The sequence below is a fragment of the Nocardia sp. Tas62D01 genome, from assembly GCF_055232035.1.
Genome location: NZ_JBUYUZ010000001.1, coordinates 6,699,107 through 6,714,261 on the forward strand (window position 1 = coordinate 6,699,107; position 15,155 = coordinate 6,714,261).

The window sequence follows — 15,155 nt, forward strand, 5'->3', positions numbered from 1 at the left end:
GCGGTAGCGTATGGGCGGCCGGACATGCGTCCGGCCAAGCGCGTGTCCGTGGACGGAGTTCGGCTGGCTGTGCTGCGTGTGGAGCCTCACATTTCAGCGCTATGTCGGCAGGTGACGTGCTCCGGTCGTGCGGGGCCACTGCCGCGGCTCCGTAGACTGTTCGGATCAGATGCGTTATCCGGAGGGAGCGAATTCAGGTGGGAGTGCTTTCCCGGGTCGATACACCCGCAGACCTGTACCGGCTGAATATGGCCGAGTTGCGTCAACTGGCGGCGGAGATTCGCGAGTTCCTGATCGAGAAGGTCGCGGCGACCGGCGGTCACCTCGGGCCCAATCTCGGTGTGGTGGAACTGACCATCGCGCTGCACCGGGTCTTCGACTCGCCGGCCGATCCGCTGATCTTCGACACCGGGCATCAGGCCTACGTGCACAAGATCCTCACCGGCCGCAAGGACCAGTTCGACACGCTGCGCAAGCAGGGCGGGTTGTCTGGCTATCCGAGCCGCGCCGAGAGCGCCCACGACTGGGTGGAGTCCTCGCACGCCTCGGCGTCGCTGTCTTATGCCGACGGTCTGGCCAAGGCGTTCGCGCTGACGGGTCAGAATCGGCACGTGGTCGCGGTCGTCGGTGACGGCGCGCTCACCGGCGGCATGTGCTGGGAGGCGCTCAACAACATTGCGGGCGCTCCTGATCGGCGGGTGGTCGTTGTGGTCAACGACAACGGCCGCTCGTACGCGCCGACCATCGGCGGCTTGGCCGACCGATTGACCGCGCTGCGCACCCAGCCCGCCTACGAGCATGCGCTGGATACGGGGAAGCGGATCCTCAAGAGCATTCCCCGCGTCGGCGAATCCGCCTACTCGATGGTGCATGCGGTGAAGGCCGGTATAAAGGACGCCGTCAGCCCGCAGGAGCTGTTCAGCGATCTCGGACTCAAGTACGTGGGCCCCGTGGACGGACACGATAGCGTCGCGCTGGAGGCCGCGCTGCGCCGGGCGAAGGATTTCGGCGGCCCGGTTCTCGTGCATGTGGTGACGCAGAAGGGGCGCGGGTACGAACACGCCGAGAACCACGTGGCCGACCAGATGCATTCGTGCGATCCGATCGACCCGTTGACCGGCCGTCCGCTGACAGCCAAGAAGGCACTCGGCTGGACATCGGTATTCTCCGAAGAGCTGATCGCGCACGGCGAGCGACGCGACGACATCGTCGCGGTCACTGCGGCCATGCCCGGCCCGACCGGCTTATCGGGCTTCGGTGAGCGCTTCCCGGATCGCATGTTCGATGTCGGTATCGCCGAGCAGCACGCGATGGCCTCGGCCGCCGGTCTCGCACTTGGCGGCATGCACCCGGTGGTCGCGATCTACTCCACCTTCCTCAACCGCGCCTTCGACCAGCTGCTGATGGACGTCGCACTGCTGAAGCAGCCGGTGACCGTGGTCCTCGACCGCGCAGGCATCACCGGCAACGATGGCGCCAGCCACAACGGCATGTGGGACCTCTCGGTACTCGGCATCATCCCCGGCATCCGAGTAGCCGCCCCGCGCGACGCAGGCACCCTGCGCGAAGAACTCGCCGAAGCGCTGGCCGTCAACGACGGCCCCACCGCCATTCGGTTCCCGAAAGGCAGTGTCGTCGAAGACATTTCGGCGGTCGAGCGCCTCGACGGCGTCGACGTGCTGCGCCTACCCGAGCGTGATGGCGGATCGGCCCAGACCCAGCGCGGCGATGTACTCCTCGTGGCAGTCGGCGCCTTCGCCGAACTAGCCATCCAGGTCGCGGATCTTTTGGAGCCGGAAGGGATTTCGATCGCCGTCATCGATCCCCGCTGGGTCCTTCCGGTTTCCGACACCATCGTCAAACTCGCCGAAAACTACCGCCTGCTGGTAACTCTCGAAGACGGCGGCCTGCACGGCGGCATCGGCGCCACCATCTCCGCCCGCCTCCGCAGCGTCGGACTGGACGTCCCCACCCGCGATCTCGGTGTGCCCCAACAATTCCTGGACCACGCCTCGCGCGCGCAGGTCCACGAGGAGTTGGGCCTCACCCCCACCGACATCGCCCGGCGAATCACGGGCTGGCTCGACGCCAGCTAGTCGAAGAGGTCGCTCCGGCTCCGGTTGGTGCCGGAGCGACACCGGTGGTCGTAGCGAGAGCGCGCGACCAGGCGCACCGCGAGCACCCTGAAGTCTGCTGAATCCCGGCCGCAGCCAACATAGGTCGATGTCGGCACGGTCCATCGCTCGGGCGGTGACGAATTCGGTGATGTCGGCCGAAGAACCCAGATCACGGCCGGGTGCCTGCGGCGATGAAGATCGGCAAGGTGACGGACAGTCGGTTTGATCGGGCGCGGGCTGTTTGGTCTGTCAGCCAGGTGTCGACGTCGTCGCGGGAGACGGCCGTGGTGGTGACGGCGGACTCGGCGAGGGCGGTCAGCATCGGGAGTATTTCGGGGGTGGTGAAGAGTGAGGTGTGGGCTTCGACGGTGGTGTCGTGGAATCCATTGTCGAGCAGGATGGTTCGGTGTGCGCGGGCAGCGCGGGGGTTGGTGATGGTGTCGGCTCGGGCGTGCACGAGGGTGCGGGTGATCTCGGGGTGGTCCGAATCGATAATGATTGCGTCCCAGTCCTGGCCGAGGAGGACGATGCGTCCGCCGGGTCTGAGGACTCGCTGCGCCTCCGCGAGTGCTGTTGTGGGGTCGGCGATTTCGTGGAATACCTTGTCGGCGCGGTAACCGGACATCGACACGTCGGGCAGGGGCAGGAAATCGGCGGTGGCTTGGCGGAAATCCAGTGCGGGCCAGCGGGTTCGGGCTGCTTCGAGCATTGTCGGGCTCGGATCTATTCCTGTCGGTCGGGTTCCGCGCTCGACGAGTTCGGCGACCGCGCGGCCGGAGCCGCATCCGACATCGACGACCGTAGCGCCGCGGTCGAGGTGCAGGAGGTCGTAGGAGCGTGCGCGCAGTTCGGCTGCGCCGGGGGCTGCGTCGGCGAGGTCGAGTCGCTTGATCAGGGCGGCTGTCGCGGTATCGGCGTTGGGGGTGGACATGGGAGTCATGCTGCGACTTAATGTCGACATGAAGTCAAGCGGTTCGGTGTCGAGCATCGGCGCGGTCGCCGAGCGGTTCGGGCTGGCGACGCATGTGTTGCGGCACTGGGAGTCCGTGGGTCTGCTTGCCCCCGAGCGGGATTCGGCCGGTCGGCGACGGTACGGCGCGGACGATGTCTTTCGGGCCGCGGTGATCCTGCGCGCGAAGGAGGCGGGGTTCGCGCTCGAGGAGATCCTCGCCATGGTTGACACGCCCGATCAGACGGTGCGCTCGGCCGTCTTGCTCAGTAGGCGTAGCGAGTTGCGGGCGCGCATCGCCAGCGCCCAGGCATCGCTGGACATGATCGAGCACGCATTGGCCTGCGAGCACGACGACTTCACCCTGTGTCCAGAGTTTCGGGCCGCGGTGTTCGAGCGCCTGCTTCGCCAATAAAATGCGATGGCTGTGGCCGACGCCGCGGTCGACGAGCAAGCCGGAGGACGCCCTCATGCTGGCTCTCGATATGCGGCAGCCGGTGCGGGATCCGCTCATCAGCAGCGTCGAGGAAACCTATCCCGGGAAGTGGACCCACCAGATCTGGGTGGCCGACGACTCGGTGGTCGAATGGGTCACCTTGGCCGGTTGGCTCTAGGCGGCCGCCGCTCCTATAGCCTGGCCCGGTGTTCTTAGCCCAAATAGTCGCCGCGCGGGTGCCGAATCGGATGCTGATCGTGTTCGTGCGGAACGCGGAGTTGTTGAAGTTTCTGACCGTGGGAGCCATCGCCTTCGTCACGACGTCGGTGCTCTTCTTCGGACTGAAGTGGACCGTGCTGCACGGGAAGCCGGTGACCGCGAACGTCATCGCGGTGTTGATCGCCACCGTGGTTTCCTATGTGTTGAACCGTGAGTGGGCGTTCACCGCGCGTGGCGGTCGCGAGCGCAGGCACGAGGCGGCACTGTTCTTCCTGGTGGCCGGCATCGGAATGGTGATCAACCAATTACCGTTGGCGGTGTCGAGTTATGTGTTCCAGCTCAGGACGCCGCATGTGTCGATCCTGGCGGAGAACGTCGCCGACTTCGTCAGCGCGACCGTGATCGGCACCCTGCTGGCAACGGTGTTCCGCTGGTGGGCGATGCGCAAGTTCGTTTTCCCGCACCCGGTATTGCCGGACCTAGAACGTGATGAACCGGTCCAGGAGAACCGGACGTGACGAGTCGGGCCACCTCGAGCGAGGGCGCGTTGTCGACGGTCTTCGGACTTGTTGCCGCTCAGCGACTCAGCGCGGTCAGGTCGGTGCGGGCGGTCGGGTCGAGCCCGTCGGGGCGCGGGCTGGCGACCGGCTCGGCATTGTTGTCCGCGAGCAGGGTGCGCAGCCCCTCCCGGAATCGCGCTGCGCGATCGCGTTCGTCGGCCGTCGCCGTGACACCGCGCGGCACCAGGTCGTACGCGCGCAGCCACGCCGTCAACTGCTCTGGCGTGCCGATGACGTCGCCATCAGCGCGGCGGGTGTTGACGAATTCCACGAGGCGCTGAGGCGCCGGGGGCGTGCGGTCTTCCGCCTTGGTCTCGACTCCGCTGGGCATGGACGAGGCCCGGCGCAATCGGCCGCGACACCACGCCGGGCCCGAGGAACCCGTGGATCGTCGGGACTCAACCCTCGGGGCTCGGCGGGGTCAGTGCGACCGTCAGCCGCGGGACCACGAGTTCCCGCTGCCACGGACGCGCCCCACCGGACTTGAGGAATCCGTCTATGGCCGCTGACAAGTCCGCGGGGGATTCGGGAATCCGGTCGTAGTCCGGCAATCCGTCCCAGCACAGGCGGCGGACGAGATCCGGGGACAGCAAGTTCTCCACTGGAATCGCATGTTCGGTCGACAGGTCGCTCATCGCTGCCCGTGCCCGTGTCAGCCTGGCGGCCGCCGCGGCGTCGCGTCGCTCCCACCGATTCACCGGAGGCGGCCCGTCGAAGGGCTGGGTTAGCGGCGGCAGTTCGCTGTCGGGCAGCGTCCGGCCGCGGTCGACGGCGCCCAGCCATTCGCGGGAGTAGCGGCGCTGGCGTGGTCCGCCGAAGACCGGCAGCGCACGCAGTTGCGCGATGGTACGCGGCTCTGCGGTCGCGGCGGCAACGATCGCCGCGTCCGGCAGAATCCGCGCGGGCGCCACGTCGCGGGAGCGGGCCAACCCGTCCCTGGTGTTCCACAACTCGCGCACGATCGCCAGCTGCCGGGTGCGCCGCAGCATATGAATGCCGGAGGTGCGCCGCCATCGATCAGCCTTCGGAGCCGAGGGCTCGGCGAGTCGGATGTGCTCGAATTCCTGTGCGGCCCAATCGGTCTTGCCCTGCGCGTCGAGCGTGGCCGACACCGAGTCGCGCAATTCCAGCAGCAGTTCGACATCGAGCGCGGCGTAGTTCAGCCAGTCGTCGGGCAGCGGCCGGGTTGACCAGTCGGCTGCGCCGTGGCCCTTGCGCAGCGCCCGCCCGAGCAGGTTCTCGACCATGGCCGCCAAGCCGACGCGGTCGAAACCGGCCAGCCTGCCACCCAATTCGGTGTCGAACAGTCGCGCCGGACGCAGGCCGAGCTCCACGAGACCCGGCAGGTCCTGGTCCGCCGAATGCAATACCCATTCGAGGCCGTTGATCGCCTCGGCCAGCGGGGCCAGCTCGTTGCTCACCGGGACTGGATCGATGAGGAAACTGCCCGCGCCCGCACGCCGTAGCTGGATCAGGTAGGCGCGGGCCGAGTACCGGAATCCCGAGGCGCGTTCGGCGTCGACGGCCAGCGGACCGGTGCCCGCGGCCAGCCGGGTGGCGGCGTCGGCGATCTCATCCGCGGTAGCGAGGACGGGTGGCACACCCTCGGCGGGGACCAGCAGCGGTTCCGCTACGTTGTCTTCCGCTCTGCTGCCCTGATCGGGCTCGTCTGCTACCGGCATAAACCTGAACTTTACGTGGCCGTCAGCTGTGGTCGTTGCTGATATACGACTCTGGCCGCAGATGAGTGATTCCGGCAGGCGGCAGCCCGGCCGCGTAGGCGAGCACTTCACAGAACGCTTCCACGTGTGGCTGCATCTCCATGGTGACCGCAGTCCAGGACGCGCGCAGCTCCAATTGGTGTGCCCGCGGTGGTCCGGCGATGTCGCCGTAGCGCACCGAACTCGTCGAGGTGACGGTGCCGCCCAGCGCGGTGAACGGTTCGTGCCGGGATTCGAGGGCGTCGACCAGCCAACTCCACGCGACCTCCGGCAACAGCGGATCGGTCGCCAGCGCGCCGTCGATATCGGCCTGGATGTAGGCCACCAGTCGGAAGATGCCGTGCCAGGCGTCGTCACCGTCGGGATCGTGTAGCAGGATCAGCCTCCCGAAGGCGTCGCCCTCGGAATCGACAGGCACCACGTTGGTTTCGGGATGCTTGACTTCGGCGCCGAGTGCGTAGGAAAAAGGTGCCAGGCGTTGTGGCGGACGGATCGGTGCCAGCTCGATCCGAGGGTGCACGGTGGCGGTGCCCATAGCCTCGACCGCGGCGCGAAATTGAGCTGGTTCGCCATCGGGCCCCTCGGTCGGTGCGGCTCCGTCGCGGAAGTCGAGCGGTGTCACGAAACTGACGGTAGACCTAGTCTGCCCGGCACAGTCGGAGGCGCGCCGCTTTACTCGATGCGGCGTCCGCGGGCCCCTGCGTGGTTACGCAAGCTGCCGCCTCCGGGTCCGTCGCTCCCGCTGTACTCGATGCGGCGTCCGCGGGCCCCTGCGTGGTTACGCAAGCTGCCGCCTCCGGGTCCGTCGCTCCCGCTGTACTCGATGCGGCGTCCGCGGGCCCCTGCGTGGTTACGCAAGCTGCCGCCTCCGGGTCCGTCGCTCCCGCTGTACTCGATGCGGCGTCCGCGGGCCCCTGCGTGGTTACGCAAGCTGCCGCCTCCGGGTCCGTCGCTCCCGCCGGGCCCGCTTACGATGACGGTGATGAACACTCACACCCGCCGCCGGTTGACCGATGCTCCGTTCCTGGCCGCCGCCACCGGCGCCGCACCGAGCCGTCGGCCGGTGTGGTTCATGCGCCAAGCCGGACGGTCGCTGCCCGAGTATCGCGAACTGCGCAGGGGCATCGGGATGCTCGAGTCGTGCTTCGATCCGGAGCTGGTGTGTGAGATCACTATGCAGCCGATCCGCAGGCACAATGTCGACGCCGCGATCTTGTTCTCCGACATCGTCGTTCCGTTGAAGGCCGCGGGCATCGACCTCGACATCGTGCCCGGTGTCGGTCCGGTGGTCGCCTCGCCCGTGCGCACCACCGATGATGTGCGTGCGCTGCCGCGACTGCGTCCGGAAGAAGTGGGTGCGGTCACAGACGGAGTGAAGCTGCTCGTCGACGCGCTCGGCGAAACGCCGCTGATCGGATTCGCGGGTGCGCCGTTCACCCTCGCCTCCTATCTGGTGGAGGGCGGACCGAGTAAGAACCATGAGCGCACCAAGGCGATGATGCACGCCGACCCGACCACCTGGCACGAGCTGCTCGGCGTGCTCACCGACATCACCGTCGCCTTCCTGCAGGCGCAGCTGGCGGCGGGCGTCGACGCGGTCCAGCTGTTCGACTCGTGGGCGGGCGCGTTGTCGCTGGCCGACTACCGCACCTTCGTGCTGCCGCACTCCGAGCGGGTGTTTGCGGAGATCGCCGACGCGGGTGTGCCGCGCATCCACTTCGGCGTCGGCACCGGCGAGCTGCTCGGCGTGATGGGGGAGGCGGGCGCCGACGTCGTCGGCGTCGATTGGCGGGTGCCGCTCACCGAGGCCGTGCGTCGGGTCGGACCCGGAAAAGCGTTGCAGGGCAACCTCGATCCGGCAGTGCTGTTCGCCGGTCCGGCAGTGGTCGAGTCGGAGGCGCGCCGCATCGCGCGCGAGGCCGACGCGGCCGTAACGATGGGTGCGACCGGCCACATCTTCAACCTCGGACACGGCGTGCTGCCCGACACCGACCCTGGTGTGCTGACGGCCCTCGTCGAACTCGTCCACGAACTCTGACCATCCAGGTCGGTACCCGACCGATCCGGTAGGCCGAGCTCGAACCTTCGCACCGCTTCAGGGGCTTCGCACCCGCTGCGGGCAGCCAGAAGGCGTGCGTATCCCGAGAAGAGGTGCGAAGGACTGGCGGGCCTGCGCGCCGCGCGACTCATCTAGTCGGTGCCTGCGGCGCACGTACAACTGCGCCGTTCGCACCGGGTCGCCACTTGTCATTCGGCAGTGCGGCTGTGCCGGGAGGTGCCTATAGCGTGGGACGGGTGTTGGTGGCGGAGATTGCGGCACGGGTAGCCGCGAGTGAGGCGCGCCTGGGGTCGACGCGACTGGTGGCCGTGGATGGGCCCGGTGGCGCCGGAAAGTCCACGCTCGCAGCATGTTTAGCGGATATGTGCGGGGCGCAGGTGGTGCATACCGACGATTTCGCCGCCGAGAACAATCAGCTCGCCTGGTGGCCGCGGCTCGAGCTGCAGGTGCTCGAACCGATTGCCGGCGGTCGGCCGGGTCGGTATCAGCGCTATGACTGGGATGAGTGCGCCTTGGCCGAGTGGCACGATGTCGCTCCGGGCGGCGTCCTTGTGCTCGAGGGTGTGTCCTCGGCTCGTGCCGCCGTCCGCGACCGGTTGTCGCTGGCGGTGTGGGTCGACACGCCGCGAGCGGTGCGTTTGGCGCGCGGTCTCGAACGGGACGGCGCACACACCCTGCCGCTGTGGGAGCAATGGATGGCGAACGAGGACGCCCACTTCGCGGCCGATCGCACGCGTGAGCATGTGGACCTGATTGTCGGTGGCGAAACACTCGGCCGGTAGCGAGCAGGATACGGTCTAAGGCATGAGAATCGCGGTTGTCGGCGGCGGTATCACTGGGCTGGTGGCCGCGTATCGGTTGCGGACGCTGCTCGGGCCGCAGGTCGAGATCGTGGTCATCGATCGGGCCGATCGGGTCGGTGGAATTCTCTACACCGGCGAATTGGCCGGGGAGCCTTTGGATCTCGGCGCGGAGGCATTTGTCGGGCGCAGGCCGGAGGTGCCCGAGTTGCTGCGCGAACTCGGCCTCGAGACGCAGCTGGTGACCCCGGCGGGCCTGCGTCCGCTGGTCTGGTCGGAGGGCATCGCGCATCCGATGCCGGAGCGTACCCTGATGGGCATCCCCTCCGACGCCGAGTCGATGCGCGGGCTGGTCGATGCCGAAACGCTCGAGCGGATCGACGCTGAGCCGAGCAGGCCACTGGCCTGGTATCCCGACGCCGACATCGACGTATACAGCCTGGTCGCCGACCGCTTCGGCGCACAGGTCGCCCAGCGCAGCGTCGACCCGCTGCTCGGCGGCGTGTATGCGGGCAGTTCCCGCTCGATCGGAGTGCGCGCGGCCGTGCCGACGCTGGCCGCGGCACTGGACGACGGCGCACCCAGCCTGACCCACGCCGTTGCCGCCGCCATGCCGCCCCCGTCCAACGCCCCCGTCTTCGGTGGCATCCGCGACGGTTACCAGGTGCTCCTAGCGGCACTGTCGGCCCGTTCCGACGCGAAATTCGTCACCGCGACACCCGCAACCCGCCTGGCCCGAGGCTTGCGCGGCTGGGTCGTCGACCCGGTCGGTGCCGTTGACGCTGTTGTGCTCGCCACCCCGGCGCCGATCGCCGCCCGTCTGCTGCGCACCATCGCCCCCGCCGCCGCTGGCGCCGCGGCAGGCATCGAGCTGTCCTCTTCTATTGTTGTGGCACTGGCACTTCCGCGCGACTCCGCACTTCCGGAGAATTCCGGCATCCTCGTCGCCACCGGAGAACCCTTGCGCGCCAAGGCCTTCACCCTCTCCAGCCGTAAGTGGACGCACCTGGCGCAACGTGAAACAGCCTCCGTACGTGTCTCTTTCGGCAAGTTCGGCGACGACTCCACCCTGTCCTGGTCCGACGCCGAATTGATCGCCGCCGCCACCGAAGACCTGGCCACCGTCACCGGTGCCACTATCGAGCCACTCGGCGCACTCGTCCAACGCTGGCCCGGCGGCCTCGCGCAATACGCACCGGGCCACACCGACCGCGTCGCCGAAATCGAGTCCGCCATAGCGAATCTCGACGGCCTAGCCATCGCGGGCGCCTACCTGCACGGCGTCGGCGTCCCGGCCTGCGTCGCCTCCGGCACCGCCGCCGCCCACCGAATCGCCGCATGGCCGAACTGGAGACCTACGCGTGACTCCGACCGGATGCCTTGACGGCCAGTCGAATTGGGCCACCTGCACCCGTGAGGCCGACACCAACCGGCGGCGACGGATGACCGAGGACCTGACCACGGTCAACGCTGGCGCCATCGAGTGATCTGCGCCTGCAACGCTCGCCTGGCGGCCTCGCCAAATCCGGGCGCACCACCTCGAAATTTCGGCTTTGTTTCGCGTCTGGACCAGCTGCCGTGCAGCGAATCGCCGCTGCTGTGGACACCGATCTGGATGCGGTGACCGACTCTATGAGGATGCACGGCTGCGGCCGATCAGAGGGCGTGACCCTCATCGAATGGCGCCGGAGCAGCCCTACCCAGGGCTGGTTGCGGCCACGTCCATCGTGACTGGGTCGGCAGGTTCGGTCGGTCGCGCTGTGGCACCTCGGACGGCTCTGGTGGCAGGCCACGGCCGCCGCGAGTGGGTCGGCGCGGTGGCTTCGATCGGCCCGGGGTAGCGCTCATTCGGGGGAGTGGCACGATGGGTGGCATGGCGCGACTCGACTACCAGGCCCTCAACTCCACCATTCGGTACCTGATGTTCTCGGTGTTCCAGGTGAAACCGGGTGTGCTGGGCGAAGATCGGGCCAAAGCCGTCGCCGAGGCGCAGGCGTTTTTTGATGGGCTCGCTGATCGTGACGTGGTCGTGCGCGGCATCTACGACGTGGCCGGTATGCGGGCCGACGCCGATTTCATGATCTGGACGCACGCCGAGCGCGTCGAGGATCTGCAGGCCGCCTACGCGGACTTCCGGCGCACCACCGACCTGGGTCGGGCTAGTACGCCGGTGTGGAGCAATGTGGCGCTGCATCGGCCCGCCGAGTTCAACAAGAGCCATGTACCGGCGTTCCTCGCGGGGGAGGACCCGGGGAACTACATCTGCGTCTATCCATTCGTGCGGTCTTACGAGTGGTACCTGCTGCCCGACGAGGAGCGTCGGAAGATGCTCGCCGATCATGGCAAGGCCGCTCGTGGCTACCCGGACGTGCGTGCCAACACGGTCGGCTCGTTCGCGCTCGGCGACTACGAGTGGATCCTGGCGTTCGAGGCACCGGAACTGCACCGAATCGTCGATCTGATGCGTGATTTGCGGGCCACCGAGGCGCGTCTGCACGTGCGCGAAGAGGTTCCGTTCTACACTGGCCCGCGAGTCGAGGTCGACAAGCTCATCGCAGCCCTGCCCTGACATAGCGCTCGACCTCCGGCGATTCGGACCGGGCCGACCGACGATCTGGAGGTTGGCGAGTGTCCGGTAGGGGACGATGCGCGACATCGTCTATTGCTCTGCCGGGTTCTGGTGGATCTGCCGTCGGGCAGCCAGCGCTGCGGCGACTGACCGGCGTCGCGGCCGCATGCCCCGACATTTCGGGGCATGCGCACCGGTACCAGCGTCCGTACCGTACCGCTCAGCGTCGAAAGTCGACTGACTACTCCGCTGTGGTGTCCGAGGGGTGCAACCGCAGGGATATCGAGTTGATGCAGTAGCGCTTATCGGTGGGCGTTTTGTACCCTTCGCCCTCGAACACGTGGCCGAGGTGGCTGTGGCAGTTGGCGCACAGCACTTCGACCCGCCGCATGCCAAGGGTGTCGTCGGAGCGCAGGATCACCGCATCGGACTCGGCCGGGTCGAAGAACGACGGCCAGCCGCAGTGCGAATCGAACTTCTCGGTGCTACGGAACAATTCGGCCCCACACGCCCGGCAGGTATACACGCCTTCGGTCTTGGTGTCGGTGTACTCGCCGACGAATGGACGTTCGGTCGCGGCCTGCCGTAGCACCGCGTACTCCTCGGGATTCAGCTTGGCCTTCCACTCCTGTGGCGTCAGCTGGATGCGAGGCGCGGGCAGGGTGGTGTCAGCGTCAGAACTCATTGCTCCACGCTAATAGGTTTTCGGCGGCGGCGCCGCAAACCATCGTGTTACTTGAGCGCGCTCGCTTGCGGTTCGGCCCGGAGACCAGGGCGTTCGTCCTCGGCGTCGTCGGTGTGGGTGGCGGTTGTCTTGCCTGCCCGCTGCGGCGCCGGGTCGGCCTCCGCGCCCGGCTCGGGCGCCGACTCCAGCCAATTGGGGTCGATGCCGAACTGCAGCCGTCCCTCGCGGCGGGCCGTCAGATACCGGTCACCCAGCACGCAGAAGATGACGATGAGGAGCAGACCCCAGCCGAAGGTGATGCGCAGGTACTCCATATTGCGGCCCAGACTCTGCCAACGGTCCGATAGCCACTTGTCATAGGACATGAACCCGAACACCGCCAACCAGGCCGGCCAGTTCCGCATCACCGAATTGCGCAGCACCACCGACATCAGCAACGGGAACAGCATCATCGAGTAGTACATCTGTCCGAGCGAGGACAGCAGGAAGTACGCGGTCAGCAGCACACCGGACGAGGTCGTCACGAAGAACACTTCGTCGTGCCGGTAGTAGCGGTACAGCAGCCACAGCGAGATAACGACCAGCACGCCCATCAGGATGCGCATGCCCCAGGTCAGCCACAGTGGCAGCCCGTAGTATGCCGCGTTGCCGACGATCGCGCTGTTGAAGTAGTCCCTGGACTCGGCGATGTAGCGGACGGTTCGGGTGAAGAACTTGTCGGCGTCCTTCGACAGCGGCCAGGCGATGGCGGTCAGCGCGACGGGCACGCCGATCGCGGTGTAGAAGACCTTCCACTGCCCACGGGCGGCCGCGATCAGGACCAATGGCGCCAGTGTCGGTTTCACCGCGATACTCAATCCCAGTATCGCCCCGGCCCATAGGTCTCGCCGTTTCAGCAACAGATCGATGAAGGCGACCTCGGCCAGTAGGACGCACCCGTTGACATTGGTGAAAACCAGCGTATTGGTGACGGTTTCGGAGATGAACATCCCGAACAGCAGCACCGGCGCGGCCACCGAGGACAGCGTGAACTTGAACAGCTTCAGCAGCAGATACCACGCGGCCAGGATGGCGATGGCGTTCAGCAGGATGAAGCACCAGCGCGACTTTTCCGGATCGATCAGCGCAAGTGGCGCGATCAGCAGCGTGCCGCTCGGCGGGTACAGATAGTGCGGGTCGACCGAGTCGAAGTTCGCGGTGTATACCGGGCGGCCGTTGAGGAAAGCCAGCGACGCGTTGTAGACCGGCTTGAAATCATCGGTGATGAAACCGTTGATGCCCTTGATGAACACCCGATTGAGCACAGTCATGACCGCTAAAGGCCAGAGTGCGAATTTGATCGCTTCGGCGGTCGTACGAGCGGTGCGCGGCTCGAGCTGTCGAAGTAACACTGGGGCACGGTACACCGGATCACCTCATGGCGGTTGCGGAGACCTGTCCAGCGCGCCGGACCAGGGGATCATGCGGGGCATGCGGTCGCGTCCGCAGGCAGCTTCGCGTCCTTCAGATAGTCCAGGAGAGCCAGCTGCGCGCACCCGGAATGGCTGAAGACCGGATGCCCCCAACCCTCCCATGTCAGCGACGCGTGCCGGGCGCCCGCGGCGCCGAGCGCACCCGTCACCGAAGCCTGGCCGGCGTTGCCCACCACCGGATCGGCGCTCCCGCCGAGGACGAGAACCGGCATGTTGAGCTGCGTGGGCATCGGCGGCGCCTGCGTGACCGGCCAGGCGGCGCACGCCATCATCGCGATGGCGGCGGATCGGCCGAAGACCGGATATTTCTGGGCCCATTCGTCGCTGAGTTCCTTGGCCCTGGTCGGGCTCGGCGGGGTCTGACTGTCGGTGCAGCGGTTGACGAATTGGCCATCGCTCGCGGTGGCGGCGGATTCGCGCAGGATGATGTTGCCGAGCGTGCCGCGATCGCCGCGGCCTGCCGCCGACAGTGCGTCGGCGAGTTCGGCGACATGATTGACCTGGTCGGCGCGCGGACTGCCGAGGAACCCGGTCACGGCGGTCAGCAGGGCGTTCGCGGAGATATCGCCGAGTCCGCCGGTGCTGGCCCGGTTGACCAGGTCGGTGATCGCCGCGCGCGGGTTGGCGCCGAGTGCGCAGTTGATTCCGGTGCAGCGCTGGGCGAATGCGGTCAGTGCCGCCTCGGCGCCCTGGACCTGCTGTTCGGCGCGGGTGGTGGCGTCGGCGCCGACGGCTTCGGGGGAGTCGAGGACCAGCCGGGACAGGTGGTCGCCGAACTTGCGGGCATAGCTGAGCGCGACCTTGGCGCCGTTGCCGCTGCCGAGCAGGTCGATGTGGTCGACCTGCCACTGCTTGCGCAGCTGCTCGATGTCGTCGGCGGCATGCGGTGCGTCGAAGGTGCCCTCGTAGGGGTGCAGGAAATCGCGGCAGGCGATGGTCGCGTCCTGGCTGAATCCGGTCATCGCCTGGGCGGGATCGTTTGCGCCGGGACCGAATTGGGCGTTGTCGGCCATGCCACGGCGCACGTCGACGGGCAGGCAGTCGATCGGCTGCGAGGTGCCGAGGCCGCGCCGGTCCACCGCGACGATCGGACGGGCGGCCAGCAGCCCGCTCGCCGGTCCGACCGCCAGCCCGGCCAGCGTGGCCGAGGAGGACCGATCCGAGCCGGAGGTGAGCACCAGCGGGGCGGCGTCGGCGGGAGTCTGCGGCAGCCGGGCGCGCATCGCACCAGCGCGGAAGCTGCCGAGCACGCCACCCGACGCGTCGATCGGTGTCGAATATTCGGCGCAGTCGAGGATGAGTCCGGCCGGCGCCGGGCCGAGGCCGAGCAGATCGAGCGTCGGCGCCGTGCACTCGTGCCAGCTGAGGTCGGTCTTGGGTACCTCGGCCCGCGGTGGCGGCGCCGCAGCCGACGTGGTGGCGGACCCCCCGACGGCGGGCGGGCGCTCGACGGCAACACCGGGGCGATCGGAGGGTCCCGCACCGCATCCGGCGATCATGATCGAGAGTGACGAGGCCAGCACGGCGGCCCGAGTCCAGCGCATGCGCTACAGCCTGCCAGGTGCCGG

The 15,155-nt window shown here is 67.6% G+C and carries 15 protein-coding genes; 8 read left to right on the forward strand and 7 right to left on the reverse strand.

The annotated features are described in order from the left end of the window. Nucleotides 1–197: 197 nt before the first annotated feature. On the forward strand, nt 198–2,096 hold the full coding sequence (gene dxs, locus ACV7NQ_RS31925) for a 1-deoxy-D-xylulose-5-phosphate synthase (protein ID WP_463362971.1): 1,899 nt from the start codon (nt 198–200) through the stop codon (nt 2,094–2,096). Nucleotides 2,097–2,286: 190 nt separating this feature from the next. Here dxs and ACV7NQ_RS31930 read toward each other — a convergent pair whose 3' ends face one another. Beyond that, nucleotides 2,287–3,048 carry a methyltransferase domain-containing protein gene (locus ACV7NQ_RS31930; RefSeq protein WP_463362972.1) on the reverse strand — a complete coding sequence of 254 codons (762 nt, stop codon included), beginning with the start codon at nt 3,046–3,048 and terminating at the stop codon, nt 2,287–2,289. 28 nt (nt 3,049–3,076) lie between these two features. On the opposite strand from ACV7NQ_RS31930, the gene ACV7NQ_RS31935 reads away from it, so the two are divergent. The 3 genes from ACV7NQ_RS31935 to ACV7NQ_RS31945 all read left to right on the forward strand — a co-directional run bounded on the left by ACV7NQ_RS31935 (nt 3,077) and on the right by ACV7NQ_RS31945 (nt 4,239). Then, the gene (locus tag ACV7NQ_RS31935; protein WP_463362973.1) at nt 3,077–3,481 is read left to right on the forward strand and encodes a MerR family transcriptional regulator; all 405 of its coding nucleotides are present in this window, start codon (nt 3,077–3,079) and stop codon (nt 3,479–3,481) included. Nucleotides 3,482–3,536: 55 nt separating this feature from the next. Next, nucleotides 3,537–3,680: a hypothetical protein gene (locus ACV7NQ_RS31940; protein WP_463362974.1), complete on the forward strand. Its 144-nt coding sequence runs from the start codon at nt 3,537–3,539 to the stop codon at nt 3,678–3,680. A gap of 70 nt (nt 3,681–3,750) precedes the next feature. Continuing rightward, a complete protein-coding gene (locus ACV7NQ_RS31945) occupies nt 3,751–4,239 on the forward strand; it encodes a GtrA family protein (protein ID WP_463365896.1) in 489 nt (162 codons plus the stop codon). Nucleotides 4,240–4,297: 58 nt separating this feature from the next. On the opposite strand, the gene ACV7NQ_RS31950 is transcribed toward ACV7NQ_RS31945, so the two are convergent. From ACV7NQ_RS31950 to ACV7NQ_RS31960, 3 genes are all read right to left on the reverse strand, one after another. After that, nucleotides 4,298–4,612 (reverse strand): ABATE domain-containing protein, encoded by a 315-nt coding sequence (locus ACV7NQ_RS31950; protein ID WP_463362975.1) that lies wholly within the window; start codon nt 4,610–4,612, stop codon nt 4,298–4,300. Between the two features lie 67 nt (nt 4,613–4,679). Beyond that, nucleotides 4,680–5,963, reverse strand: a complete 1,284-nt coding sequence (locus ACV7NQ_RS31955; protein WP_463362976.1) for an HRDC domain-containing protein — start codon at nt 5,961–5,963, stop codon at nt 4,680–4,682. A 22-nt stretch (nt 5,964–5,985) separates the two neighbouring features. Further along, nucleotides 5,986–6,537, reverse strand: coding sequence for a DUF3000 domain-containing protein (locus tag ACV7NQ_RS31960; protein WP_463365897.1), 552 nt, complete (start codon nt 6,535–6,537; stop codon nt 5,986–5,988). A gap of 438 nt (nt 6,538–6,975) precedes the next feature. Between ACV7NQ_RS31960 and hemE the strand changes: the two genes are divergently transcribed. From hemE to hemQ, 4 genes are all read left to right on the forward strand, one after another. After that, nucleotides 6,976–8,040: a uroporphyrinogen decarboxylase gene (gene hemE, locus ACV7NQ_RS31965; RefSeq protein WP_463362977.1), complete on the forward strand. Its 1,065-nt coding sequence runs from the start codon at nt 6,976–6,978 to the stop codon at nt 8,038–8,040. A 248-nt stretch (nt 8,041–8,288) separates the two neighbouring features. Beyond that, nucleotides 8,289–8,843, forward strand: a complete 555-nt coding sequence (locus tag ACV7NQ_RS31970; RefSeq protein WP_463362978.1) for a uridine kinase family protein — start codon at nt 8,289–8,291, stop codon at nt 8,841–8,843. Nucleotides 8,844–8,865: 22 nt separating this feature from the next. Continuing rightward, nucleotides 8,866–10,245, forward strand: a complete 1,380-nt coding sequence (locus ACV7NQ_RS31975) for a protoporphyrinogen oxidase (RefSeq protein WP_463362979.1) — start codon at nt 8,866–8,868, stop codon at nt 10,243–10,245. Between the two features lie 489 nt (nt 10,246–10,734). Then, nucleotides 10,735–11,430 carry a hydrogen peroxide-dependent heme synthase gene (hemQ, locus tag ACV7NQ_RS31980; RefSeq protein WP_463362980.1) on the forward strand — a complete coding sequence of 232 codons (696 nt, stop codon included), beginning with the start codon at nt 10,735–10,737 and terminating at the stop codon, nt 11,428–11,430. A gap of 241 nt (nt 11,431–11,671) precedes the next feature. Here the strand turns inward: hemQ and msrB are convergent, their stop codons facing one another. From msrB to ACV7NQ_RS31995, 3 genes are all read right to left on the reverse strand, one after another. Beyond that, nucleotides 11,672–12,115 carry a peptide-methionine (R)-S-oxide reductase MsrB gene (msrB, locus tag ACV7NQ_RS31985; protein WP_463362981.1) on the reverse strand — a complete coding sequence of 148 codons (444 nt, stop codon included), beginning with the start codon at nt 12,113–12,115 and terminating at the stop codon, nt 11,672–11,674. Between the two features lie 47 nt (nt 12,116–12,162). Continuing rightward, the gene (locus ACV7NQ_RS31990; protein WP_463362982.1) at nt 12,163–13,506 is read right to left on the reverse strand and encodes a glycosyltransferase family 87 protein; all 1,344 of its coding nucleotides are present in this window, start codon (nt 13,504–13,506) and stop codon (nt 12,163–12,165) included. Between the two features lie 68 nt (nt 13,507–13,574). Next, nucleotides 13,575–15,131 carry an alpha/beta hydrolase gene (locus tag ACV7NQ_RS31995; protein WP_463362983.1) on the reverse strand — a complete coding sequence of 519 codons (1,557 nt, stop codon included), beginning with the start codon at nt 15,129–15,131 and terminating at the stop codon, nt 13,575–13,577. Nucleotides 15,132–15,155 lie beyond the last annotated feature (24 nt).

Bases quoted from the DNA above. Each gene is read 5' to 3' on its own strand.
- ACV7NQ_RS31930 (WP_463362972.1), bottom strand. From the start codon at position 3,048: ATGTCCACCCCCAACGCCGATACCGCGACAGCCGCCCTGATCAAGCGA.
- ACV7NQ_RS31935 (WP_463362973.1), top strand. From the start codon at position 3,077: ATGAAGTCAAGCGGTTCGGTGTCGAGCATCGGCGCGGTCGCCGAGCGG.
- ACV7NQ_RS31940 (WP_463362974.1), top strand. From the start codon at position 3,537: ATGCTGGCTCTCGATATGCGGCAGCCGGTGCGGGATCCGCTCATCAGC.
- ACV7NQ_RS31945 (WP_463365896.1), top strand. From the start codon at position 3,751: ATGCTGATCGTGTTCGTGCGGAACGCGGAGTTGTTGAAGTTTCTGACC.
- ACV7NQ_RS31950 (WP_463362975.1), bottom strand. From the start codon at position 4,612: ATGCCCAGCGGAGTCGAGACCAAGGCGGAAGACCGCACGCCCCCGGCG.
- ACV7NQ_RS31955 (WP_463362976.1), bottom strand. From the start codon at position 5,963: ATGCCGGTAGCAGACGAGCCCGATCAGGGCAGCAGAGCGGAAGACAAC.
- ACV7NQ_RS31960 (WP_463365897.1), bottom strand. From the start codon at position 6,537: ATGGGCACCGCCACCGTGCACCCTCGGATCGAGCTGGCACCGATCCGT.
- hemE (WP_463362977.1), top strand. From the start codon at position 6,976: ATGACGGTGATGAACACTCACACCCGCCGCCGGTTGACCGATGCTCCG.
- ACV7NQ_RS31975 (WP_463362979.1), top strand. From the start codon at position 8,866: ATGAGAATCGCGGTTGTCGGCGGCGGTATCACTGGGCTGGTGGCCGCG.
- hemQ (WP_463362980.1), top strand. From the start codon at position 10,735: ATGGCGCGACTCGACTACCAGGCCCTCAACTCCACCATTCGGTACCTG.
- msrB (WP_463362981.1), bottom strand. From the start codon at position 12,115: ATGAGTTCTGACGCTGACACCACCCTGCCCGCGCCTCGCATCCAGCTG.
- ACV7NQ_RS31995 (WP_463362983.1), bottom strand. From the start codon at position 15,131: ATGCGCTGGACTCGGGCCGCCGTGCTGGCCTCGTCACTCTCGATCATG.